The sequence below is a fragment of the Halomonas sp. TP35 genome (assembly GCF_052375975.1).
GTDB classification, from domain to species: Bacteria; Pseudomonadota; Gammaproteobacteria; order Pseudomonadales; family Halomonadaceae; genus Vreelandella; species Vreelandella citrativorans.
This window is the reverse complement of sequence record NZ_JBQSUZ010000005.1, coordinates 138,764-160,769: the sequence shown is the minus strand read 5'-3', so window position 1 is coordinate 160,769 and position 22,006 is coordinate 138,764. Positions and strand designations below refer to the sequence as shown.

Here is a 22,006-nt window from a genome sequence, read left to right as displayed (position 1 = left end):
TACAGCATCAATACAGATTACTTATAAAAAGTCCCGGCTATTACGCCAGGACTTTGAATAAACGCTTTTCTCTGTTTCTTAAACCCGCTAACTCTTTTTCCTCGTCGCTTTTTTGGCGTTTTCAGCGTGTTGGCTGTTGGCGCCGTCACCGCCACTTGGAAAATGCGCGCGTACCAATTTCAACAATCCTTGCGTTGAGGCATCAAAGTCGGCTGCGTTAGTGTCGATGCGTTCGCTGATTTCACCGGCGATACGTTTGCCTAGCTGAACACCCCATTGATCGAACGAGTTGATGTTCCAGATCACGCCTTGAACAAAGACCTTGTGCTCGTAGAGTGCGATTAGCGCGCCGAGATTGCGGGGAGTGAGTTCATCCAACAGTAACGTACTGGAAGGGCGGTTGCCGGGACAGCTGTAGGGGTCGTGCTGGCTTAACTCTTTACCGTCGCCTTGGCTGCCTTCCATAAAAGCGTTGGCCTGGGCGAGCATGTTGGTTAATAGCGCAAAGTGGTGATCTTCCATGCCAGGCTCCGGCTTGAGCGAGGCGATAAAGTCGATAGGTACGTAGCGCGTGCCCTGGTGCAGCAGCTGGAAGAAGGCATGTTGACCATTGGAGCCGGTTTGCCCCCATACAATCGGGCCGGTTTTATAGTTGACCGGGTGGCCGAAAATATCCACCGATTTGCCGTTGGACTCCATATCCAGCTGTTGCAGGAAGGAGGGCAACTGGTTAAGCGCCTGGTCGTAAGGCACGATGGCTTGGGTTTCTGCGCCAATAAAATTGATATACCAGATGCCGATAAGCGCCATGAGTACCGGCATGTTCTCGGAGAAAGGCGCCTCAATAAAGTGGCGGTCCATCTCATGAGCACCTTCCAGCAGCTCAATAAACCCTTCAAAACCGATAGATAACGCAATCGGTAAGCCGATTGAAGACCACATGGAGTAGCGCCCACCCACCCACGCCCAGAACTCGAACACATTCTCTTCACGGATGCCGAATTCCATGGCCGCTTTGCGGTTGGTAGAAGCGGCGACAAAGTGGGCACCTACATCCGCGTCGCTTCCGGCGTTCTCCAGGAACCAGCGCCGCGCTGTTTTTGCATTGAGCAGCGTTTCCTGGGTGGAGAACGTTTTGGTCGAGACGATAAACAGCGTGGTGGCCGGGTCCAGGCGCGAAAGCACCTTCTGGATATGCGTGCCGTCCACGTTGGATACAAAGTGAAAGTGCATCTCCGGGTGGCGATATTTAAGCAGTGCGCGCACCGCCATATTGGGGCCAAGGTCCGAGCCGCCAATCCCGATATTAACGACATCCTTGATCGACTGGCCGCTGTAGCCTTTCCATTCTCCGCTGCGTACCGTTTCAGAAAATTGTTTGATCTGTTCGCGGGTGCGGGTAATTTCCGGCATGACGTCTTCGCCGTCGACATACACCGGTTCGTCACTCAGGTTACGCAGTGCGGTATGCAGTACCGGACGGTTTTCGGTAACGTTGATAATATCGCCAGAAAACATTTGTGCCCGGCGCTGCACCAGCGCGGAGTGGTCAGCAAGCTCTATCAGTTTGGTGAGCACTTCGTCGGAAACATGGTGCTTTGAATAGTCCAGAAACAGACCGCCGACCTTGAGGTTCATCTTCTCAAAGCGTTTCGGGTCGTTAGTGAAGTAGTCTCGGATGCGGTCGTTATGGGTGTTGTCGCGCAGGCGTTCAAGCGCCTGCCACGTAACGCTACGGGTGAGTTGAAACATAGAGCGCGTGTCCGTTGTTGTTGAGTGGCAAATGTTAACTGGGGTAAATGGCGGTGATATCGATTATGTAAAAATACTACATAAAAAAGTGATAAGGGCAACTATCCATTGAGCGTGGCGATAAAACAGGTAATAAAACAGCAATGACGTCAGCAGCTTTTTATACAGGGCTAACCACGAGCAGGCATTGCGCCTGCTCGTGTTGAGATAACACTTAGCTGGCGACGGCCACTTGAGCGGCGCCGCGTTTAATAAAGGCGTAGCTCAGGCCAGTGATGAGCGAGCCTGCCACAATGGCGCCCAGGTAGAGCAGCGGCGGGGTGATTGCATTAGGAATCAGCAGGACGAAAATGCCACCGTGCGGGGCCATTAATTGGGCACCCACCAGCATCGAAAGCGCACCCGTAACGGCGCCCCCAGCGATACAAGCGGGAATAACCCGGAGCGGATCTTTGGCCGCGAACGGAATCGCGCCTTCACTAATAAAGCACAACCCCAGTACGAACGAAGCCTTGCCGGCTTCACGCTCCGGCTCGGAGAACTTGTTGCGTGCCACGAAGCTTGCGATACCCATGCCAATGGCCGGCACCATGCCTGCCCCCATAATCGCGGCCATGGGGCCGTAGGTGCCTGAGGCCAAGAGGCCCACGCCAAAGGTGTAGGCCGCTTTGTTAACCGGGCCGCCCAAATCAAAGCACATCATGGAGCCCAGCAAAATACCCAGCAATACAGCATTGGTGGAGTCCATCGACGCGAGGAAGTTGGTTAACGCGTTAAGCAGCGCGGCAACCGGTTCGCCCACGATGTAAATCATGACCAGGCCTGTCACAAGGCTCGCGATCAGCGGAATAATCAAGATGGGCTTAAGTGACTCGATGCTCGAAGGCAGCTTCACATGGCGAGTGACAGCAAGGGCTACGTAACCGGCTAGAAAGCCCGCCAGGATACCGCCAATAAATCCGGAGCCGATGTTCGCCGCCAGCATGCCGCCAATCATACCCGGCGCAATACCTGGGCGGTCGGCAATTGAGTAAGCGATATAGCCTGCTAATACCGGAATCATCAACGCAAACGCGGTGCCGCCGCCAATCTGCATCAACGCAGCGGCCAGGGTGCCTTCCTGCTCGAACGCCTCAATGCCGAACATAAACGACAGGGCGATCAGCAGCCCGCCCGCCACCACCATGGGCAACATAAACGACACGCCGGTGAGCAGGTGCTTATACACGCCTTTCTCTTTCAGGCTTTTGCCATCGTTTGAAGCCGTATTATCCGTGTCTGCACTTTCCACGCTGGCTTGGGCCAAGGCGTTTTCAATCGTTGCCTGAGATTTTTTAAGCGCCGTACCGGTCGAGGTGCGGTACACCCGCTTACCGGAAAAGCGCGTAGCATCAACTTCAATATCGCAGGCCAGAATAACAACGTCGGCGGCGGCGATTTCGTCTTCCGTTAGCTTGTCCTGGGCGCCTACTGAGCCTTGGGTTTCCACACGCATTGAGTGGCCCATGGCGTTGCCCGCCTCAGCCAGCGCTTCTGCGGCCATAAAGGTATGAGCAACACCGGTGGGGCAGGCGGTAACGGCCACAATGGTTTGGCCGCCGGCAGTGGCTGGCGCTTTTGTTTGAGAGGTAATGGCTGGGGCGCTATACAGAGGTGCTTCGCGTTTAGCGGTGGCTAAAAATGCGTCCGGATCAGGCAACGCTTGAGCAATCGGCGCCTGGTAAAGGCGTTTGCCCTCAAAACGCTCCGGTGCGGGCACATGCTCGGCAGCTACGACAATTAAATCGGCATGGGCAATTTGTTCGGCATTGGCGGCCTCGACCGGTGCCAGTTCTCCGTGCATTTCTACATGCACTTTCCAACCCAAGCGCTGAGCGGCTTGTTCAAGGCGTCGGGCGGCCAAAAAAGTCGTCGCCATGCCGCTGGGGCAGGCAGTAATAAGAATAATATTCATTGTGACGTTCCCTCGGTGCGGCTGGCGTACAGGCGCTGGACCTGAGTATGTTGTAGGAGTACGGCAAAGTCGTCCGCGAGGGCATTACCCACGCCAACATGGCGAACAGATTCGGCGGAAAGTGCCGTGGCAAAACGCAGTGTTTCTTCGTCACTTTGCTGGCTGAGCACGCCGTGGAGCATGCCAGCCACAAAGGTATCGCCCGCACCCACGGTATTGGCTGTCTGAACACGGGGCGGCGTTGACTGCCAGGTGCCCTTGGCGTTCACCCAAATAACGCCGTCGGCCCCGGCAGAAAGTAGCGCTTGGCCGATACCTGCCTGATAAAGGCGGCGGGTGGCGCTTACTCGCTTGGCGTGATTATCCAGTGCCTCACCGGCCCAGTTGGCAAGTTCCAATTCATTGGGTTTAACGGCTTCGGGGGCTGCTTCAATAGCGCACAGCAGGGCTTCGCCACTGGTATCCACCCATAACGGCACCCCGGTGGCTTTTAGTTCAGTCAGCAACGTGGCAAAGCTTGTCAGGCTTAAGCCAGGGGGTAGGCTACCTGCCACAAGAATGGCATCGGCCGGCTCGTTGTTTAGCTGCTGTTTAATGCTGTTCAGAAGCGCGGCGACTTGCGTGGCATCTACGCCGATACCGGGGCCGTTAATGTCGGTCACCCGGCCGCTTTTTTCCGCCAGCTTGGCATTAATACGGGTTTCCCCTGGCACGCGGACAAAGGCATCCGTAACGCCTAGCTGCGTAAACGCCCGTTGGAAGGGGCCATCGTTATCGCACCCGAGAAATCCGCTCACCACCACGTGATGGCCCAGCGAGGCCAGCACTCGTGCAACGTTAACGCCTTTGCCCGCGGCTTCCAGCTGCGCGTTCCTGGGGCGGTTAACCGTGCCCAGCGTTAACTCTTCAAGATCAAACGCCAAATCCAGCGCCGGGTTAAGCGTAACGGTAATAACCCGGGCCATTAGTGTGCCTCCAGCGCGTCGCGCACAGCGGCGCTGGTTGCCTGGCTTAGGGCTAGTTGCGCACTGGCCTGGGCATCGGCCAAATCGAACTCGCGCAGGCGAGCTTTCACCAGCGGAATTTGCCGGGCGCTAACTGAAAGCTCATCAACGCCTAACCCCACTAACACGGGAATAGCCGCCGTATCCGAGGCAAGCTCACCGTAAACGCCGACCCATTTACCTTGGGCATGAGCGGCGTCAACGGTCATCTGGATCAAACGCAGAACCGCCGGGTGCAGGCCATCTGCTTGGGCAGAGAGCTCTGGATGACCGCGGTCAATCGCCAGCGTGTACTGGGTTAGATCGTTGGTGCCAACCGAGAAGAAGTCCACCTCGGCGGCAAGCGTTGGTGCCAGCAATGCGCTGGAGGGAATCTCAATCATCACGCCTAGCTGCACGTCGTTTGCTCGCTCATCTGCGGGAATTTCCGCAAGCAAACGGTCAAAAATGGCTTTGGCGGCGCGAAATTCAGCCACGTCCTTGACCATTGGCAGCATAATCCGCAGCGGCCTAGGCGTCTCTTCTGAACCCGCTACCGGGGCGGCTGCCATTAGTAGCGCGCGCAGTTGGGTTTCGAGTACGCCGGGCTCGGTTAACGCCAAGCGAATGCCACGCAGACCCAAAAACGGGTTGTCTTCCTGGGGGACTGGCCAGTAGGGCAGGGGCTTGTCGCCACCCACATCCAGGGTGCGCGCCACTAACGGGCGGCCGTTCAGGGCGTCGATGGCCTGCCGATACTCGGCGGTTTGCGTGGCAAGGTCGGGGGCGCTTGAGTGGGCCATAAACAGGAACTCGGTGCGCAGCAGGCCAACGCCCTCGGCACCACGCTCAACCGCATCTTCTGCATGAGCGGTGTTGCCCAGGTTAGCAGCCACCTCCACGTAGTGGCCATCGCGGGTTTGGGCGCGTTCATAACGGCGTTCCCAGGCATCGGCTTCGCGGGCCTGTAAATCAAGCAACTGTTGCTCGGCGCGGCGTAAGCGCTGCTCAGAAGGCGAAGGAATGACGCGGCCTCGTTCACCGTCCAGAATCATCATGCTGGCATTGGCTAAGGCCATTACCGCTTTGCCCGCGCCCACCACCGCGGGTATGCCCAGCGCACGGGCCAGAATAGCGCTGTGGGCAGTGGCGCCGCCACGCTCGGTCAAAAGACCGCGCACGCGGGAGGTATCCAGGCGCGCTACGTCGGAAGGACCGATATCGTCCATCACCAGAATGTAGGGGTGGTTGGGTGGCTCGGGAAGTTGGGTGTCGCACAAAACGCTCAGTACGCGGCGACCCACATCACGCAGGTCGGCGGCACGCTCAGCAAGCAGGCGGTCGGCAAGCATTTCCTGTGCGTGGGCGGCGGTTTCAATCGCTTCCCACCAGGCCGCCTCTGCTGAACGGCCTTCACGAATGGCATCTTCGGCGGCGCGGTGCAGCTCGGGGTCATCCAGCATCTCTTCATGCATGGAGAGGATATCAGCCACTTCGCCACCCGGCGCATTGCGCACCAGGGCTTCCAGCTGGGCAATGCCCTCCTGGATGGCATTGTGCAGCCGGGTCAGTTCGCGGCCGGGATTGTCAGCCTGTTCCGGGTAATCAAAGTGCTGAGGGCGAATAACAAACACCGGCGCAATCGCAAGCCCGGGGGAGGCCGCAATCGCCGTATGCGGTGTATCGGCTGTCAAAGGCGTAACGGTTTCCTCGTGAGCAGGGTGGGTCGCCAGCTGCTCTCGGCCACTGTCAAAAGGCGCTACCTTTTCACCCAAACCGCCTTCAATTGCATTCGCGACGTTGGCCAGTGCCTGTGGTGCTTCGCTGCCTTCGCCAGAAAGCACCAGCCACTGGCCACGGCGTGCACCCAAACCGATGACTTTGGTCAGGCTCGCTGCGGAAACGCTGGCGGGGCTGCCTTCTTCCAAGCGAACGTTAATCGCAACGGCCTGTGCTCGAGCTACCTGCACCAACTGTTTAGCCGGACGGGCGTGCAGGCCGTGGGGGTTTAATACACGCACGCGCTGGGTATGCGTATTGGCTGTTTCACCTGCAAGCTGAGCCAGCACCTGGGCGGCATCGGCCTTTAGTAACGCGTGGCTTGGGATGTTTTCGAGCACCTTCTGAAGTTGCTCCAACAGGGAGGTATGCGCGCTTCCCTGTGTTGCCAGGCAAAACAGGCCGTGAACAGCATGGCCGTTCTCTTCCATGCCTGCTTCGACCGGTGTCGCCACGCCCAGCGCAGGCTGTTGGACGCCGCTGGCGCTGCTGGCAAGCCAAAAACCGTCGCCCAGCCAAACCGGCGGTTTCGCCGCAATATCGGCAATAAAGTGGTTATCTACGCAGCCACTTTGGCGTAAGCGGGCGGCCGCTGCCAGGGCCAGTTCCTGAACACTTTGTGCGGGAAACTGTAGGCAAAGCGTGTCGCTATCCAGCTTGGGCGCGGGGGCAGCTTTAGACAGCAGGCGAGCGACCTCCTCGGGGGAGCGGGCTGCGGCAAGCGCTTCAGCAACGCCGTCACAGTCCAGTACGTGCGTTAGGGCGCGCAAAATATCCAAATGTTCATCATTTTGTGCGGCAATCGTAACCAGTACATAGACGCGGTTGCCATCGTGCCACTCGATTCCCTCTGGAAATTGCAGTACTCGAACGCCAGTCCGCTTAACATGTTGGCGGCTTTCGGGCGTGCCGTGGGGAATGGCGATAGCATTACCCAGATAGGTAGATGACTGCGCCTCACGGGCATGCAGGCCCTCGCGATAGGCAGGATCAACCAGCCCCGCGTCAGCCAGTACCCGGGCGGCCTCATCCAGCGCCGCTTGCCAATTGTTGGCGTGGCGGTCAAGCAAGATGTCATTAGGACCGAGTGTGAGCATGCAATTCTCCTGTAAGGACGAGTCCGGTAACGGCTCGACGGCGACGTAAAGGACACAAATGCCGAGTAACGGTATTGATCGATGCCTACCGTCTATGATGATAATGCTGAAACGATTCAGCTAAAGGCGCAAGGGGTGTGTTTTTAGACTTTGGTGGGGGGCTCGTCAAGGCGCTGTTACACTTTGCAGGCTTATAAGGAGAAAAAACATGACATTAGCCGATATTGCGCGGCTTGCAGGTGTTTCACGCACCACGGCCAGTTATGTCATTAATGGGCAGGCTGAACAGCGTCGTATTAGTGTCGCCACGATTGAGAAGGTCATGACCGTTGTTCGTGAGCATCAATATCAAATTGATCCACAGGCGGCGGCGCTGCGCCGAGGTGCCAGCCGGCTGATTGGTTTAATCGTGCCTGACCTTGAAAACATCAGCTATGCACGCTTGGCGAAGCGCTTGGAGCGTGGTGCGCGCGAGCAAGGGTATCGGCTGCTGATTGTAAGCTCGGATGACTGTGCCGAAAGTGAGCGCGCCTTGGCGATTGCCCTGCGTGCTCAGCGCTGTGAAGTACTGATTACTGCCAGCTGCCTGGCCGATATTGACCCGTTTTACAGGGAGTTGGTTAACGACGGCTGGGCCGTGGTGGGCATGGATCGAGGGCTGGATAGCCACTACTTTTCCAGTGTCGTTAGTGATGATCACGATGCCGCTGAGCGTTTAACGCTCTCGGTACTTAACCAAAAGACGCGGCGAGTTGCCTGGCTTGATGCCATGCCTGAGCTGTCTATCAGCCGTGAGCGCCGGGCCGGTTTTGAGGCCGCGTTAAAAGATCGCGATATCGAGGAAGTGTATTTGAGCGCTGAGCGCTACGAGCGTAGTGAGGCGATGGGACTTGCCCAACAGCTGCTTAGCGAGCCCAAGGGGCTGGATGCACTGGTTACCGCATCGTATACCTTGATGGAGGGCGTTTTAGATGCGTTTTTAGAACGTGGAGGGCTTTCCAGGCATATCCGGCTTGCCACTTTTGGTGATCACCGCTTGCTGGATTTTTTGCCTCAGCCGATTAATTCGGTGCACCAGGATTATGATCGGATAGCGGAATTGACGCTTAGCAGTGCGCTGAAAGCTGCCCGAGGCCAGGGTGGCGTCGGGCAGCAGGTCGTTAAGCGGCATCTTTTTCAGCGCGGGTAAGGGCGCTAAATCCTTAAGCTAGACCCTGGCGCTGGCCCAGGCGTTAGCATCGGGTATCGACATATCGTAGCGCTCACTTAGATAGGGCGATGAGAGCAGGAAGTCCGCACTGGCCGCGTTGTTGGCGACAGGTACATTCCACAGCGTGGCAAGACGTAGCAGTGCTTTGACATCGGGGTCGTGCGGCTGTGGAGCAAACGGGTCCCAGAAGAACACCAATATATCGAGCTTTTGCTCGGCGATGCGTGCGCCTATCTGCTGGTCGCCGCCTAGCGGCCCGCTCATTAACCCTTCAACGGTCAAGCCCAGTTGCTGAGTTAACCGGCCTGCGGTGGTGCCCGTACCCATTAAGTGATGCTGGCGCAGCGTCTCCTGCCAGCGTTCCGCCCACTCCAGTAGTTCACTCTTTTTGCCATCGTGGGCGATAAGCGCAATACGCTTTTGAGCGGGTAAGGTACGTAGCGCTTGGCGAGGCGGTCGGGCATCATTCATTGTTTATTCTCCTGATTTTTCCTGCTCAATAGCGATAATCTTCATGGTGTTGGTGCCGCCATGAGCGTTCATATGGTCGCCGCGAGTCAGAATAATATGCCCGCCTGGGCGCGCCAGGCCATAGGCTTTAAGCAATTTCAGGGCCTGCTGGTTTACTTCAGTGGGCTCCATTTGGGTGGTGTCGAAGGGTAGCGATACCACGCCGCGGTAAAGTGCCATGCGGCGCTGGGCAACGGGACTATGCGCCAGGCCAACAATTGGCAGGCCAGAACGAATGCGTGAGGCAATCAGCGGTGTGTAACCGGTGGAGGTCATGCAGGCAATCGCGCTAACGCCAGTTAAATGGTTCGCGGCGTACATGGCCGAAAGGGCGATGGTTTCATCCATGCGCTCAAAGCCTTCATGCATGCGGTGGCCAGACGACTGCGCCAGCCGCTCGCGCTCGGCCCCTAAGCAAACGCGGTCCATGGCTTCAACGGTTTCTACCGGAAATTCACCGGCTGCCGTTTCTGCTGACAGCATAACGGCGTCGGTCGCATCCAGCACCGCATTGGCCACGTCGAACACCTCGGCGCGTGTGGGCAGCGGGGATTCGATCATCGACTCCATCATTTGCGTGGCGGTAATCACTGCGCGGTTAAGCGAGCGCGCATGTTTGATGATGCGCTTTTGGGTGCCAATGAGTGCTTCATCACCAATTTCCACGCCTAGGTCGCCACGCGCCACCATAACGGCTTCAGAGGCAATAATGATGCCGTCCAGCGTTTCATCATCCGCTACTGCCTCGGCACGTTCCAGCTTGGCGACCAGGCCAATCTCTTTGCCTGCTTCGCCCAGCAGTGCGCGTGCTTCCTGCATATCTTCTGCTGAGCGCGGAAAGGAGACCGCCAGGTAATCCACGCCGATTTCCACTGCCGTTTTTAAATCGGCCTTGTCTTTGTCGGTTAAGGCGGGAGCAGAAAGGCCACCGCCCTGTTTGTTGATGCCCTTGTTGTTGGAGAGCTTGCCACCCACATGAACATTCGTGTGTATTTCCTGGCCCGCAATGGAGGCCACATCCAGGACAACGCGGCCGTCATCCAGCAGCAGCCGGTCGCCGGGGGCTACATCATCAATAAGTGAAGGGTAGTCACAACCAACGCGTTCACTGTTGCCAGCATTGGTATCCAGCGCCATGTCCAGAATAAACGCTTCGCCTACTGATAAATGAATAGGACCTTCAGCAAAACGAGCGATGCGAATTTTAGGACCTTGTAAATCGCCTAGTGCGGCAACACATTTACCTAAGCGCCGGGCGATATCGCGAACATCCTGTAGGCGTCGGCGATGATCATCGGCAGAACCGTGGGAGAAGTTAAGTCGAACGACATCGACGCCTGCCTTGATCATCGCCTCAAGAATACCTGGCCGGTCGCTGGCAGGGCCTAATGTGGCAACAATTTTGGTACGACGAAGCGGCAAAGGTGAATTCGATAGGCTCATGAGCAGGCTCTCCTTAAATATTGAAAAAAATAGCAACAAAACCAGCACTGTCTGAATGCAAGTGACCGCTTAATTGTCCGCGTTAAGGTGTAGACGACCATAGTGATAATATAGTAATTTTACTACAAATAGGTTGTTTGATAGCCAGTAGAAGCCGCATTAAGAGCGATTTTGTTCTTTTTAAAACGCTTTTGTGTGTCTTTTTGGTAATTTTTTTACTGGAATGAAGCCATCCACCACCGAGCATGAGGTGTCAGCATGACGATCAGAGTTGCTATTAACGGGTTTGGCCGGATCGGCCGTAACGTACTACGCGCCCTGTATGAAAACGATTACCGTGAAAAAATTCAGGTAGTGGCGATTAATGACCTAGGCGATCCGTCGTTAAATTCGCATTTACTGCGCCACGATACGGTGCATGGGCATTTCCCCTTCACTGTAGAGCATGATGCGGAAAGTATCAGCGTTGACGGTGACCGTATTGCGATCTCTTCCGAGCGCGACCCTGCTAACCTCCCTTGGGCGTCCATGAATATCGATTTGGTCATGGAGTGCACGGGGCTATTTACCAAGCGTGAAGCCGCTGCCAAGCATTTGGAAGCGGGCGCTAAACGAGTACTGATTTCGGCACCCAGCCCGGATGCGGATGCAACAATTGTTTTCGGTGTTAATGATGACGTGCTGACTGCTGAGCATAAGGTCGTCTCCAATGCCTCTTGCACGACTAACTGCCTGGCACCTGTCGCCAAAGCGCTGAACGACACCGTAGGTATCGAAAACGGCCTGATGACGACCGTTCACGCCTATACCAATGACCAGAATCTTTCGGATGTTTATCATACCGACCCGTACCGCGCACGCAGCGCCACTCACTCCATGATCCCGACCAAAACCGGAGCCGCAGCTGCGGTGGGTTTGGTGCTGCCTGAGCTGGAAGGTAAGCTGGATGGGCTGGCCGTGCGCGTACCGGTGATTAACGTGTCGCTGGTGGATCTAACCTTTAACGCAGGGCGCGATACCACCAAGGAGGAGATCAACCAGATTCTCGAAAAGGCCGCTGCCAATTCGAGCGTACTGGCTGTCAATGCTCAACCGCTGGTATCCATCGACTTTAACCATGATGCGCATTCATCAACGTTTGATGCCAATCACACCCGTGTGAATGGTCGTTTGGTGAAAGTAATGGCGTGGTACGACAACGAGTGGGGTTTCTCTAACCGTATGCTGGATACCGCCATTGCGATGCAGGCAACCGCAAAATAGTTATTTTTGAAGTGCGCTGTTAATGTTTGATTTAAAGGCCGAAAATTTATTTTCGGCCTTTATTTTTTAATAAAAAGAATCTTTTTTTAATAGGACTGCATCCAAAACGTCTCCTCGCGTGTATCCCCTATACAGCCACCATTTACGGCGGTTGATAATAATCCTCAAGGAGACTGAAAATGACCACTCATCATTTCACGCGTACCGCACTAGGCGCAGCGCTGATCGCATCCTTCAGTCATGCCGCACTAAGAGGCCTATGGCTAGCAAACGGGCCAGCGCATAAGTGCCCCCGACTATGGAGGTCATTCTTCCTATGGTGGCGGCATCAGTGGTGTTAGCAAGTGGTAGCGGCAGGTGCTATCAAGCACGTAGAGTGTGGTTATAGCGAAATAAAAGCGCGTCGAACCGCTCCAAAAATATTTTATTGTAGTAAAATTACATTAAATATTGCGCATGATGCCTTTTTTTAGATAGATTTTAGGTAATCTAACCACGTAGATGGTCGTGGATAATAAATAGGAGCAGAGATGAGCCAGTCATATGCCTCCCCAGGCGCCCCATTAGGTGAACGTGACCATGCCATTGATCTAGCGCTGTTCGGGGCGTTGGGCGACCTCGCCATGCGCAAGCTGTTTCCTGCTTTATATCATCTTGACCGTGAAGGCCTGATGCCGGAAAGCACACGCATTATGGGGCTGGCGCGTCAGGAGCACGATGTGGCGTCATTCAGGCAACAGGTTGGCGGCGCATTGCGTAAACGGCTCAAAAGCAGCGAGCTAGAGGACTCAAGTTTTGAGCGCTTTCTAAACCGTCTGGATTATCGTCAGCTCGACTTTTCCACAGAAGAGGGCTTTGAAGCCATTCGCGAATGGCGAGAAGGCTCAAAACAACCGATGGTGGTGTACCTTTCTGTTGCCGCGCGTATTTATGGCGATATTTGTCACCATCTTCAAGCCAGTGGAAGCCTGGATGAGGACTCCCGGGTCGTCGTTGAAAAACCAATTGGCTACGATCTGACATCGTCTGAACAGATCAACGATGCTATTGGCGCCGTATTTCCTGAGTCGCGTGTATACCGAATTGACCACTATCTGGGTAAAGAAACGGTTCAGAACCTGATTGCACTGCGCTTTGCCAATCCGCTCTTCGGTACTCAGTGGAACCAGAACCATATTTCCCACGTTGAGATTACCGTGGCCGAAAAGGTCGGTATTGAGGGGCGTTGGGGCTATTTTGATGATGCAGGCCAGCTGCGTGACATGGTGCAGAACCACCTGCTGCAGCTGTTATGTCTGATCGCCATGGACCCACCCTCCAACCTGGACGCGGATGCCATTCGGGATGAAAAGGTAAAAGTGTTGAAAGCGCTGAAACCTTTTAAAGGGGAGGCGTTAGGGCGCGATGTAGTACGTGGGCAATATATTGCCGGCACCAGCGATGGCCAAGCGGTGCCTGGTTACCTGGAGGAAGAGGGCGCTAATACCCAGAGTCAGACGGAAACCTTTGTTGCGATGAAAACCGAGGTGTCTAACTGGCGTTGGGCGGGCGTGCCTTTTTATCTTCGCACCGGTAAGCGGATGCCCGAAAAGCTTTCGCAAATTGTGATCCATTTCCGCCAGCAGCCGCACTATATCTTTGATCCGGACCAGCGCGATATTGCTTCCAACAAGTTAATTATTCGCCTTCAGCCGGAAGAGGGGATTGCCCTACAAGTACTTACCAAAGACAGTGGCCTGGATAAAGGCATGCGTTTGCGCCCAGGGCCCTTACATCTTGATTTTAATAGTGCCTTCCCTAAATCACGTATTCCCGATGCTTATGAGCGCCTCTTGCTTGAAGTCATGAAAGGCCAACAGTATCTGTTTGTACGCCGTGATGAGGTGGAGCACGCTTGGCGCTGGTGCGATCAGTTAATTGCCGGTTGGCAGAGTCGTGAAACGCCACCGCGGCGTTATCCGGCGGGCTCTTGGGGGCCGGTTGCCTCCATTGCGATGATTACCCAGGATGGCCGCAGCTGGTACGAGGATTATTAACATGAGCCAACAACGTCAAAAGCTGGCGGAACAGCTAGCCGAAGCGGTCGCGCAGGCCTTGAGTGAAGATCTAGACCGCCAGGAGCGCGTGCTTCTGGTCGTGTCCGGTGGCTCGACCCCGGTGCCTTTTTTTAAAGCCTTGGCCGCCAAGCCGCTAGCCTGGTCGCGTATCGATATCACTCTGGCGGACGAGCGCTGGGTAGATGAACAAAGCAGCGACAGCAACGCCAAGCTGGTGCGTGAAAACCTGCTGCAAGGCGATGCCGCAGCGGCGCGTTTCGTGCCGCTAACCGCAGAAGCATCGACGCCTGAAGAGGGCGTCGCGGCGGTAGCCGAACAGACCGCATCGCTTAGCTGGCCAGCCAGCGTGGTGATACTTGGTATGGGTGGGGATGGCCATACAGCCTCGCTGTTCCCGGATAGCCAGGAACTGGGGTTAGCGCTTTCTACTGACGAGCCGCTGGTAGCGGTGCGAACCCCTAGTCAGCCACAGCCGCGAATCACCTTTTCAGCTTCCCGGCTACACCAGGCACACCGGCATATTTTACATATTACCGGTGACGATAAGCGTGCCGTACTGGCCAATGCCTTGAACGGCGATGATGTGCGGCAATTGCCAATACGTGCCTTTTTGTCATGCCCCTTGGCTATTTACTGGGCACCTTAACAATCAATTAATAATAGATCTCCGGAGACTTACGATGTCTATAGATAAACAGTTACCTTCAACGCGTACCGCCGAACTTGACAGTATTTGCCTTAAAGCGGAAGTGATTCCGGTGATCACCATTGATCGCCTTGAAGATGCCGTGCCGCTTGGAAAGGCCCTGGTAGAGGGCGGTTTAACGGTTCTCGAAGTCACCCTGCGTACCGACTGTGCGCTGGAAGCCATTAAGCGCATGCGTGAAGCGTTACCCGGAGCAAGCATTGGTGTGGGTACCGTACTCACCCCTGCTCAATATCGCCAGGCCGAAGAAGTAGGTGCTGATTTTGTCGTAACGCCGGGCACGACCGAGGCACTTTACCGTTACGGTATCGAAAGCTCGGTACCCATGTTGCCGGGTGTTTCGACCATATCAGAGCTGATGACCGGCTGGCAGTTCGGTTATCGCCGCTTCAAGTTCTTCCCGGCGGAGTCCAGCGGTGGCGTTAAAGCACTCAAGGCCTTTGGTGCTCCGATCCCTGGCGCGAAATTTTGCCCCACGGGCGGCATCACGGTCGAGAATGCGGCATCCTACCTGTCACTGCCCAACGTCATGTGCGTAGGTGGCTCTTGGCTCACGCCCGCCAGGTTGGTTGAAGCCGAAGATTGGGAAGGCATTCGCAAATTGGCTCAGGAAGCCGCCGAACGTTTTCATCATTAATGGAGCGCCTGGATTTGTACGCCCAAAGCTATTTTAAGGACTATTCCAAAGGCTATTTCAAGGGCTATCCACAGGTTTAGGCGATTTCTGAAGGTCTTCCTGTCTTATCACCGGGCAACGTCATGTTGCCCGGTTTTTTTATGCAAAATAACACGTTAGGTAAGACCAAAGGGGGATAAACGTTAATCCACCGCTCCGTTAGAATCTCCTCGGAGATATGTCAGACATTTATTCGCACTGCGCATGTACAACACGATGACTAAATAATGGAGCAAGCCAACATGCATATGCTGACCCTGGCGTCTTTCCTGTTTTTTACAGGGCTGGTCGCTTTTATTACGTGGCGTATCACACGCGGGGATGATCACTCCAGTACTACTGGTTATTTCCTGGCAGGGCGCTCGCTGACCTTCCCGCTGATTGCGGGTTCGTTGCTAATGACCAACCTCTCCACTGAGCAGATGGTAGGCCTAAACGGGGCTGCGTTTGCCGATGGGCTAAGCGTTATGGCATGGGAAGTCGTTGCAGTTATCGCATTGGTCGCGCTGGCGCTGTTTTTCCTGCCGCGCTTTTTAAAAAGCGGTATTACTACACTGCCGCAATTGCTGGAAATCCGCTTTGATAAAGGCACCCAGCTGATCACCAACGTCATTTTCCTTATTGCCTATGCCGTTATTTTGCTGCCGATCATTCTCTATTCTGGTGCGATTGGCTTGCAGGGGATGCTGGACCTGCAAGGACTAACCGGCATTCAGTCATCAAGCACACTGCTTTGGCTAACCGTATGGATCGTGGGCATTATCGGTGCGATCTATGCCCTTTTTGGCGGGCTACGTACGGTTGCCGTTTCCGACACGCTGAACGGTATTGGGCTGTTAGTGGGCGGTTTTGTGGTCGTCTATTTTGGCCTTCAAGCGGTGAGTGGCGGTACGGGCATCATGGAAGGCTGGAGCATTCTTAAGCAGAGCGACCCGGATAAGCTTAACTCGATTGGTGGCTCAGAGCAGCAGGTGCCGTTCTTCACGCTGTTTACCGGGGTCTTTCTGATTAACTTGTTTTATTGGAGCACGAATCAGCAGATTATCCAGCGAACGCTTGCCGCCAAAAATCTGGCCGAAGGCCAAAAGGGTGTACTGCTGACAGGGCTTTTTAAACTGCTTGGCCCGCTGTATCTCGTGCTGCCAGGTATTATTGCCTATAACCTGTATGCTGATCAGGGGGTGCAGGCTGATGAAGCCTATGGGCACTTGGTGTTTAACGTTCTACCGCCTTATTTAACGGGTTTCTTTGCGGCAGTTATGGTCGGGGCGATCCTGTCCTCGTTTAACTCCGCGCTTAACAGTACCACCACCATTTTCAGCTTGGGTATTTATAAAGGCGTGCTGAATAAAGACGCTACTGAGCAGGAGATTGTGAAGTCGGGCAAGGTCTTTGGCTGGATCATGGCGATTATTACCATGATTATCGCGCCACTTCTGGCCGGGCAGGATAGTCTATTCGGCTACCTGCAGAAGATGAACGCCATTTACTTTATTCCTATTCTGGCTGTTGTGCTGGTGGGGCTACTGACCAAACGGGTACCTCCCATGGCCGCCAAAATAGCGCTGGTGGGCGGCTGTTTATTGATCGCGGCTGGTTACTTTGTGCCGCCATTTAATCTCTTGCCTGAGATTATGAATGAGTTCCACTTCGTCGCATTGGTGTTTGCCTTGTTAGTGGTGATGATGCTGATTGTTGGTAAGCTACGTCCGCGCGAAACGGACTGGGTACAGGAACATGTCGGCGGTGTTGATTTAACGCCCTGGAAAGGTGCACTACCCTCAGGTGTCGCGCTGATCATTTTAGTGATCATTATTTATATAAGCTTTGCTGGATAATTGCCGATAGGGCGCTGAAAGATAGCCCTGTTAGCAATAGCGCTGTCATCAATAGCCCAGTAACAGAAAGACCCCGTTAGTATCAACTAGCGGGGCCTTGTCGTTTTAGCGGCTGTTGTTGGATCTATGCAAGCCGTAGCGGCGGTTCGGCGAGCCCGGCTATGTCGATTTGCACGGAAAATAGCGCGCCAGCGCTCGGCTCTTTAGCAAGCTGCTCTGAAGTGAAACCCTCTTGAGCCGTCGTGATATACAGCGTTTTAAGCTCTGGGCCTGCAAACACCGGGCAAGAGGGCTGGCTGGCTGATAGGTGCACTCGGCCAATAATCTCGCCGTCAGCGTTTAAGCGCACAACCTCACCAGCGCCCCAAAGCGCTAGCCATAGGCAGCCTTGGCTATCCATCACGGCGCCGTCGGGGTTGCCAATATGACCGGAAAAATCTGCAAAAGGCTCGGGTTCTCCGAGCGGCCAGCCTTGGTCATCCAGCGCCCAGCGCATCACTACGCCGGTTGGTGTATCCGTAAAGTAAGCGGTGGTGCCATCGGGTGAAAAGCACAGCGCATTAGGAATGCTAAGCCCAGTGCGCAGTTGGCTAAGCGTGCCGCGATGCAGTCGGTAGAGGCTGCCCGCCTGGTGCTCAGCCTGTTTTCCCATGCTTGAAAACCACAGGCTGCCATGCCTGTCCACACGTGCGTCATTGCTGCGCGTAACAGGGTTATCGGCTTCAACATCGGCAAAGTGGGTAATGTTGCCGCTTTCAGGGTCGAAATGGCTCAATGAGCGCTCACCCACTAGTAGCAGGCGGCCATCCTCAAGCGGCGCGGCCAGAGAAACCATATCGTCTAGCGCTACATGATCATGCTGCTGGCTGGTGTGAGAGAGCCAGTGCAAGCGCTTGCCAATAATATCGCACCAGTAAAGCCGTCCGCTGCTGGCTTGCCACTGCGGGCCTTCTCCAAGCAGGCAACCACTATCTACTGCGACAGTTGCCTGCCATGTGGGTAATGACATTATTCTTCTCCGGCTTTTTTCCAGGCGTTAACTAACGCAATCGCCTGTTGGGCAACCGCCTTGGCGCTTTGCCCGGGTTTATAAAGTGCGCTGCCCAGGCCAGCACCATCTACACCGGCTGCTCGCCAAACGGCGAAATTATCGATGCCAACACCGCCTACGGCGTACAAACGAGTGCCTTCAGGCAGTACGGCGTGCACGGCTTTCATACCTTCCAGCCCGACCTGAACGGCAGGAAAAAGCTTAAGCCCTGTCGCGCCAGCGTCAAGTGCATCGAATGCTTCAGAAGGGGTAACAATGCCTGGCCAGCTCGCCATCTCAAGACGGTGCGTTTCTTCAATCACGCTGGGACGACAATTAGGCGAGACAATTAAACGCCCACCAGCAGCATGAACGTCTCGCACTTGTGCGGGGGTAAGCACGGTGCCCGCGCCAATGACCGCCTGCTCGCCAAAGGCGTTAACTAAGCGGCGAATGCTCTCTAGTGGCTCCGGCGAGTTAAGTGGCACTTCAATCTGGGTGATGCCTGCGTTAAGCACCGCATCAGCAACGTCGATAACATCATCGGGCGTTATGCCTCGCAAAATTCCGATCAGGGGTAACGTCATAGAGCTCTCTCTGCATTATTTGTTAGCGCCTGGTGGGCGAGTCGAAGACCTGCCAGGACGGCGGTGTCGCCCTCAACGTGATGGGTCTGAAAGCCGAGCGCATTAAGGGCCAAATGGTAACGATGACAAAGCGCTGGATTACCAATCAAGGTAACCGTTTCATCGGTGGATAATGATTGGCAGGCGCCCGCTAGCTCAAGGCCAATCGCAAGGCCAGAAAGCCGTGCCGAGAGCACGCTCGCCCGGGTTTTACCCATGGGGAGGCGGCTATCCAGTAAATCCTGCGCCCGCAGGCCGAACAGGCGGCTGCTAAACGTCTCTGGGGCTGCGCTTATCTCGCTGACGGAGGCGATGAACGCATCGCGGCAGGCGGGCTCGCTTAGCGCATCGCTGCCAATGGAGTGCTTTAGAACCGACTGAGTCGCCAGCAGTTGATAAAGCTCGCCTGTTAGATAGGTGGTGAATTGTGTTACCGCGCCTGACTCAATGCTCGCCCATTTGGAGTGGGTGCCCGGCAGGCAGACCCGGCCTGAAAAATCGGGCGCTTCGGCCGCCAGGCCAGCAAGCTGAGTCTCTTCTCCGCGCATGACATCAAAATGCTGAGCTGCGCTGTGGGTTTGGCTCAGGCCGGGTAGTAGATGCACCCGCAGCTGGCCACCTACCAGCCGAGGCATCACCGCGCCATGGCTAAGCTGGTCAAGCGAGATAGGCACTGGCAGGTAAGCGGCTTCCAGCCAGCCTTGTCGAGCGCCTGCCATGCCGCACACCATTACCGCTATTTGGCTATTTGCAGGTAGCCAATCGCCCACCAGACGCAGCAGTTCAGCCTCGTATTCATCAGGCGTGAGCGAAAGCATGCCCTTATCGCTGCTGGCGTTGGCGATCACCTGGTGTTGCTTATCGAGCCCCCAAGCACGCAGATTGCTGGAGCCCCAGTCCACCGCGATCCAGGCTAGCGTTTGCGGTAACGCATCAGAATCGGTACGCATGTGACGATATCTCCACGAATAAGGTTCTCCACGATTCAGAAAGCAGGGCTTACCACTCAGCGATAGAACCGTCGTCGTGCGTCCATACCGGGTTGCGCCAGCGGTGGCCTATTTTTGCGCGCTCTTCAACATAGGCTTCATCAATTTCTACGCCCAGGCCGGGGCCTTGGGGGATAGCGCAAAAACCGTCGGTGATACTGAGGGCTGTTTTGTCTACCAGGTAGTCCAGCACGTCATTGCCCTGGTTATAGTGAATCCCCATGCTTTGTTCTTGAATGAAGGCGTTATGGCAGACAGCATCCAGCTGAAGTGAGGCGGCCAGGGTTAACGGCCCAAGCGGGCAGTGGGGCGCCAGCGCCACATCGTAGGCAGAGGCGAGGGTGGCGATTTTCAGCCCTTCGCTAATGCCGCCACAGTGGGAAATATCGGGCTGGATAATGTCGATCATGCCATCGGCCAGCAGGTCGCGGAACTGAAAGCGGGTATGTAAGCGTTCGCCGGTCGCCAAGGGGTAGCTCAACCCGCCCGCAATATCTTTCAAGCAAGGCAAGTGTTCCGGTGCAACGGGCTCTTCAACAAACATGGGATGGTAAGGCTCAAGCTCACGCAGTAATGCTTTGGCCATGGGACGATGGACGCGGCCATGAAAGTCGATACCGATACCCACATCCGGCCCAACGGCCTCGCGCGCCTCACGCACTCGGGCCACGGCTTCATCGACCTTGCGATGAGAGTCGACGATTTGCATTTCGGGCGTGCCATTCATCTTGAACGCGGTAAAGCCTTTTTCGACCAGCGCCTTGGCACCGGCGCCCACATCGCTTGGGCGGTCGCCCCCAGTCCAGGCATACATGCGCATTTTATCGCGCACCGCTCCCCCCAAGAGTTGGTGAACGGGAACACCCAAATCACGCCCTTTAAGGTCCCACAGTGCCTGGTCAATACCCGCAATGGCGCTCATCAAAATGGGGCCGCCGCGATAAAACCCGGCACGATAGAGCGTGTTCCAAAGGTGTTCGATCCGATGAGGGTCCTGACCAATCAGGTAGTCGGAAAGTTCGTGAACAGCCGCTTCCACCGTTGCGGCACGGCCTTCGATAACCGGCTCGCCCCAGCCATAACAGCCTTCATCGGTTTCGATTTTAAGAAACAGCCAGCGGGGAGGGACTTGCCATGTTTTAAGACGCGTAATTTTCATACGATGTAATCCTCACGGTTAGCCGAGTGGGTACGGCAAACGTTATTGCAGAAGTTGGTTTCAGCCCAGCTAGACGATGCCCAGGTCGATAGCGGTTCGTCGCAATACCTCGCGCGCAGCATTGTCGGCCGCGTTAACGTCGCCGGCTTTAATCGCATCCAATACGTGGCGGTGCCGGGTCAAGCTGTCGTCGAGCGTTTTAATATCGTGTTGCGAGCGATATACCAGCGCCATGATTGAAGGGCGTAATAAATGGCCCATTTGCCGCCACACCAGGTTATGCGTCGCTTGGTAGATCACATCGTGAAAGGCAACATCGAACTCAATGTGCTGGGCGCGCGCGTCAGGATTGCCTGCCGAACAGCGCATGCCTTCAAACGCTGCTTCCAGTTGTGTAATGTCATCACCGGTGGCCGCCTGGGCTGCCAATCTCGCAACCGTGGGCTCTGCTGAGAATCGAAAAGCGTAAATTGCGCGCACAAGCTGAGGGTCCAGGTTGACGAGCCCCGTCATCCATTCGCTCATTAATGGGTCAAGCAGGTGCCATTCACTCATCTCACGAACCAGCGTGCCCCGGCCCGCCGTGCGCTCTATAAGCCCGGCAGCCGTTAGGCTTGCCAATGCATTGCGTACCTGATTGCGGCTGACGGCAAAGTGCTTGCCTATATCCAGCTCCTTGGGAAAGACGTCACCGGGCTGCCAGTGGCCGGTTAATAGCGCCCTGGCCAGTAAGCGTGCCAAGTGTTCAGCGCCACCGTGGTGGGCGGGCAGGGTATCCAGCGTCATGGGATGTCTCTATGAATGACGGTAATAGCGTGAGCTTATTAAATGTCAGACATTTTAACAACCAGACGAAAGTTGGTTTTAGGTGGGCCTTTTTTAAAAGGACTGTATTTAAAGTACAGTTTTTAAAAGGACGGGTCTTAAAAGAAAT

At 55.4% G+C, this 22,006-nt stretch carries 17 protein-coding genes; 6 read left to right on the top strand and 11 right to left on the bottom strand.

All coding sequences use genetic code 11. The features are described from left to right. Positions 1-87 precede the first annotated feature (87 nt). The 4 genes from pgi to ptsP form a co-directional block, all read right to left on the bottom strand. Complete coding sequence (pgi, locus tag ACT3RU_RS08575) at positions 88-1,752, bottom strand: glucose-6-phosphate isomerase (protein ID WP_192527699.1); 1,665 nt, start codon at positions 1,750-1,752, stop codon at positions 88-90. A 214-nt stretch (positions 1,753-1,966) separates the two neighbouring features. Next, positions 1,967-3,706, bottom strand: coding sequence for a PTS fructose-like transporter subunit IIB (locus ACT3RU_RS08570; RefSeq protein WP_192527698.1), 1,740 nt, complete (start codon positions 3,704-3,706; stop codon positions 1,967-1,969). Beyond that, positions 3,703-4,671 (bottom strand): 1-phosphofructokinase, encoded by a 969-nt coding sequence (gene pfkB, locus ACT3RU_RS08565; RefSeq protein ID WP_192527697.1) that lies wholly within the window; start codon positions 4,669-4,671, stop codon positions 3,703-3,705. The genes ACT3RU_RS08570 and pfkB overlap by 4 nt, the downstream gene beginning before the upstream one ends. Further along, entirely contained in the window at positions 4,671-7,565 is a 2,895-nt protein-coding gene (gene ptsP, locus ACT3RU_RS08560; RefSeq protein WP_483392657.1) for a phosphoenolpyruvate--protein phosphotransferase, read from the bottom strand. Before ptsP ends, pfkB begins: the two co-directional genes overlap by 1 nt. Positions 7,566-7,773: 208 nt before the next feature. Between ptsP and cra the strand changes: the two genes are divergently transcribed. Continuing rightward, positions 7,774-8,754 (top strand): catabolite repressor/activator, encoded by a 981-nt coding sequence (gene cra, locus ACT3RU_RS08555; RefSeq protein WP_192527695.1) that lies wholly within the window; start codon positions 7,774-7,776, stop codon positions 8,752-8,754. Positions 8,755-8,772: 18 nt separating this feature from the next. Here cra and ACT3RU_RS08550 read toward each other — a convergent pair whose 3' ends face one another. Beyond that, positions 8,773-9,246, bottom strand: a complete 474-nt coding sequence (locus ACT3RU_RS08550; RefSeq protein WP_192527694.1) for a methylglyoxal synthase — start codon at positions 9,244-9,246, stop codon at positions 8,773-8,775. A gap of 3 nt (positions 9,247-9,249) precedes the next feature. Continuing rightward, the gene (gene pyk / locus ACT3RU_RS08545) at positions 9,250-10,728 is read right to left on the bottom strand and encodes a pyruvate kinase (RefSeq protein ID WP_192527693.1); all 1,479 of its coding nucleotides are present in this window, start codon (positions 10,726-10,728) and stop codon (positions 9,250-9,252) included. A 258-nt stretch (positions 10,729-10,986) separates the two neighbouring features. Between pyk and gap the strand changes: the two genes are divergently transcribed. From gap to ACT3RU_RS08520, 5 genes are all read left to right on the top strand, one after another. Further along, on the top strand, positions 10,987-11,991 hold the full coding sequence (gene gap, locus ACT3RU_RS08540; protein ID WP_192527692.1) for a type I glyceraldehyde-3-phosphate dehydrogenase: 1,005 nt from the start codon (positions 10,987-10,989) through the stop codon (positions 11,989-11,991). A 530-nt stretch (positions 11,992-12,521) separates the two neighbouring features. Next, entirely contained in the window at positions 12,522-14,027 is a 1,506-nt protein-coding gene (zwf, locus tag ACT3RU_RS08535; RefSeq protein ID WP_087106160.1) for a glucose-6-phosphate dehydrogenase, read from the top strand. 1 nt (position 14,028) lies between these two features. After that, on the top strand, positions 14,029-14,694 hold the full coding sequence (gene pgl, locus ACT3RU_RS08530; protein WP_087106158.1) for a 6-phosphogluconolactonase: 666 nt from the start codon (positions 14,029-14,031) through the stop codon (positions 14,692-14,694). 34 nt (positions 14,695-14,728) lie between these two features. Continuing rightward, complete coding sequence (locus ACT3RU_RS08525; protein ID WP_172118281.1) at positions 14,729-15,391, top strand: bifunctional 4-hydroxy-2-oxoglutarate aldolase/2-dehydro-3-deoxy-phosphogluconate aldolase; 663 nt, start codon at positions 14,729-14,731, stop codon at positions 15,389-15,391. 281 nt (positions 15,392-15,672) lie between these two features. After that, entirely contained in the window at positions 15,673-17,268 is a 1,596-nt protein-coding gene (locus ACT3RU_RS08520; RefSeq protein WP_192527691.1) for a solute:sodium symporter family transporter, read from the top strand. A 124-nt stretch (positions 17,269-17,392) separates the two neighbouring features. Here ACT3RU_RS08520 and ACT3RU_RS08515 read toward each other — a convergent pair whose 3' ends face one another. The 5 genes from ACT3RU_RS08515 to ACT3RU_RS08495 form a co-directional block, all read right to left on the bottom strand. Further along, positions 17,393-18,277 (bottom strand): SMP-30/gluconolactonase/LRE family protein, encoded by an 885-nt coding sequence (locus ACT3RU_RS08515; protein WP_192527690.1) that lies wholly within the window; start codon positions 18,275-18,277, stop codon positions 17,393-17,395. Next, a complete protein-coding gene (locus ACT3RU_RS08510; RefSeq protein ID WP_192527689.1) occupies positions 18,277-18,885 on the bottom strand; it encodes a 2-dehydro-3-deoxy-6-phosphogalactonate aldolase in 609 nt (202 codons plus the stop codon). The genes ACT3RU_RS08515 and ACT3RU_RS08510 overlap by 1 nt, the downstream gene beginning before the upstream one ends. Further along, on the bottom strand, positions 18,882-19,874 hold the full coding sequence (locus tag ACT3RU_RS08505; protein WP_192527688.1) for a 2-dehydro-3-deoxygalactonokinase: 993 nt from the start codon (positions 19,872-19,874) through the stop codon (positions 18,882-18,884). The genes ACT3RU_RS08510 and ACT3RU_RS08505 overlap by 4 nt, the downstream gene beginning before the upstream one ends. Positions 19,875-19,923: 49 nt before the next feature. Then, entirely contained in the window at positions 19,924-21,072 is a 1,149-nt protein-coding gene (dgoD, locus tag ACT3RU_RS08500) for a galactonate dehydratase (RefSeq protein WP_192527687.1), read from the bottom strand. Between the two features lie 69 nt (positions 21,073-21,141). Next, on the bottom strand, positions 21,142-21,858 hold the full coding sequence (locus ACT3RU_RS08495) for a FadR/GntR family transcriptional regulator (protein WP_192527686.1): 717 nt from the start codon (positions 21,856-21,858) through the stop codon (positions 21,142-21,144). Between the last annotated feature and the right edge of the window lie 148 nt (positions 21,859-22,006).

Excerpts from the sequence above, each read along its gene's own strand:
- pgi (WP_192527699.1), bottom strand. The coding sequence starts at position 1,752 with ATGTTTCAACTCACCCGTAGCGTTACGTGGCAGGCGCTTGAACGCCTG.
- ACT3RU_RS08570 (WP_192527698.1), bottom strand. The coding sequence starts at position 3,706 with ATGAATATTATTCTTATTACTGCCTGCCCCAGCGGCATGGCGACGACT.
- pfkB (WP_192527697.1), bottom strand. The coding sequence starts at position 4,671 with ATGGCCCGGGTTATTACCGTTACGCTTAACCCGGCGCTGGATTTGGCG.
- ptsP (WP_483392657.1), bottom strand. The coding sequence starts at position 7,565 with ATGCTCACACTCGGTCCTAATGACATCTTGCTTGACCGCCACGCCAAC.
- cra (WP_192527695.1), top strand. The coding sequence starts at position 7,774 with ATGACATTAGCCGATATTGCGCGGCTTGCAGGTGTTTCACGCACCACG.
- ACT3RU_RS08550 (WP_192527694.1), bottom strand. The coding sequence starts at position 9,246 with ATGAATGATGCCCGACCGCCTCGCCAAGCGCTACGTACCTTACCCGCT.
- pyk (WP_192527693.1), bottom strand. The coding sequence starts at position 10,728 with ATGAGCCTATCGAATTCACCTTTGCCGCTTCGTCGTACCAAAATTGTT.
- gap (WP_192527692.1), top strand. The coding sequence starts at position 10,987 with ATGACGATCAGAGTTGCTATTAACGGGTTTGGCCGGATCGGCCGTAAC.
- zwf (WP_087106160.1), top strand. The coding sequence starts at position 12,522 with ATGAGCCAGTCATATGCCTCCCCAGGCGCCCCATTAGGTGAACGTGAC.
- pgl (WP_087106158.1), top strand. The coding sequence starts at position 14,029 with ATGAGCCAACAACGTCAAAAGCTGGCGGAACAGCTAGCCGAAGCGGTC.
- ACT3RU_RS08525 (WP_172118281.1), top strand. The coding sequence starts at position 14,729 with ATGTCTATAGATAAACAGTTACCTTCAACGCGTACCGCCGAACTTGAC.
- ACT3RU_RS08520 (WP_192527691.1), top strand. The coding sequence starts at position 15,673 with ATGCATATGCTGACCCTGGCGTCTTTCCTGTTTTTTACAGGGCTGGTC.
- ACT3RU_RS08515 (WP_192527690.1), bottom strand. The coding sequence starts at position 18,277 with ATGTCATTACCCACATGGCAGGCAACTGTCGCAGTAGATAGTGGTTGC.
- ACT3RU_RS08510 (WP_192527689.1), bottom strand. The coding sequence starts at position 18,885 with ATGACGTTACCCCTGATCGGAATTTTGCGAGGCATAACGCCCGATGAT.
- ACT3RU_RS08505 (WP_192527688.1), bottom strand. The coding sequence starts at position 19,874 with ATGCGTACCGATTCTGATGCGTTACCGCAAACGCTAGCCTGGATCGCG.
- dgoD (WP_192527687.1), bottom strand. The coding sequence starts at position 21,072 with ATGAAAATTACGCGTCTTAAAACATGGCAAGTCCCTCCCCGCTGGCTG.
- ACT3RU_RS08495 (WP_192527686.1), bottom strand. The coding sequence starts at position 21,858 with ATGACGCTGGATACCCTGCCCGCCCACCACGGTGGCGCTGAACACTTG.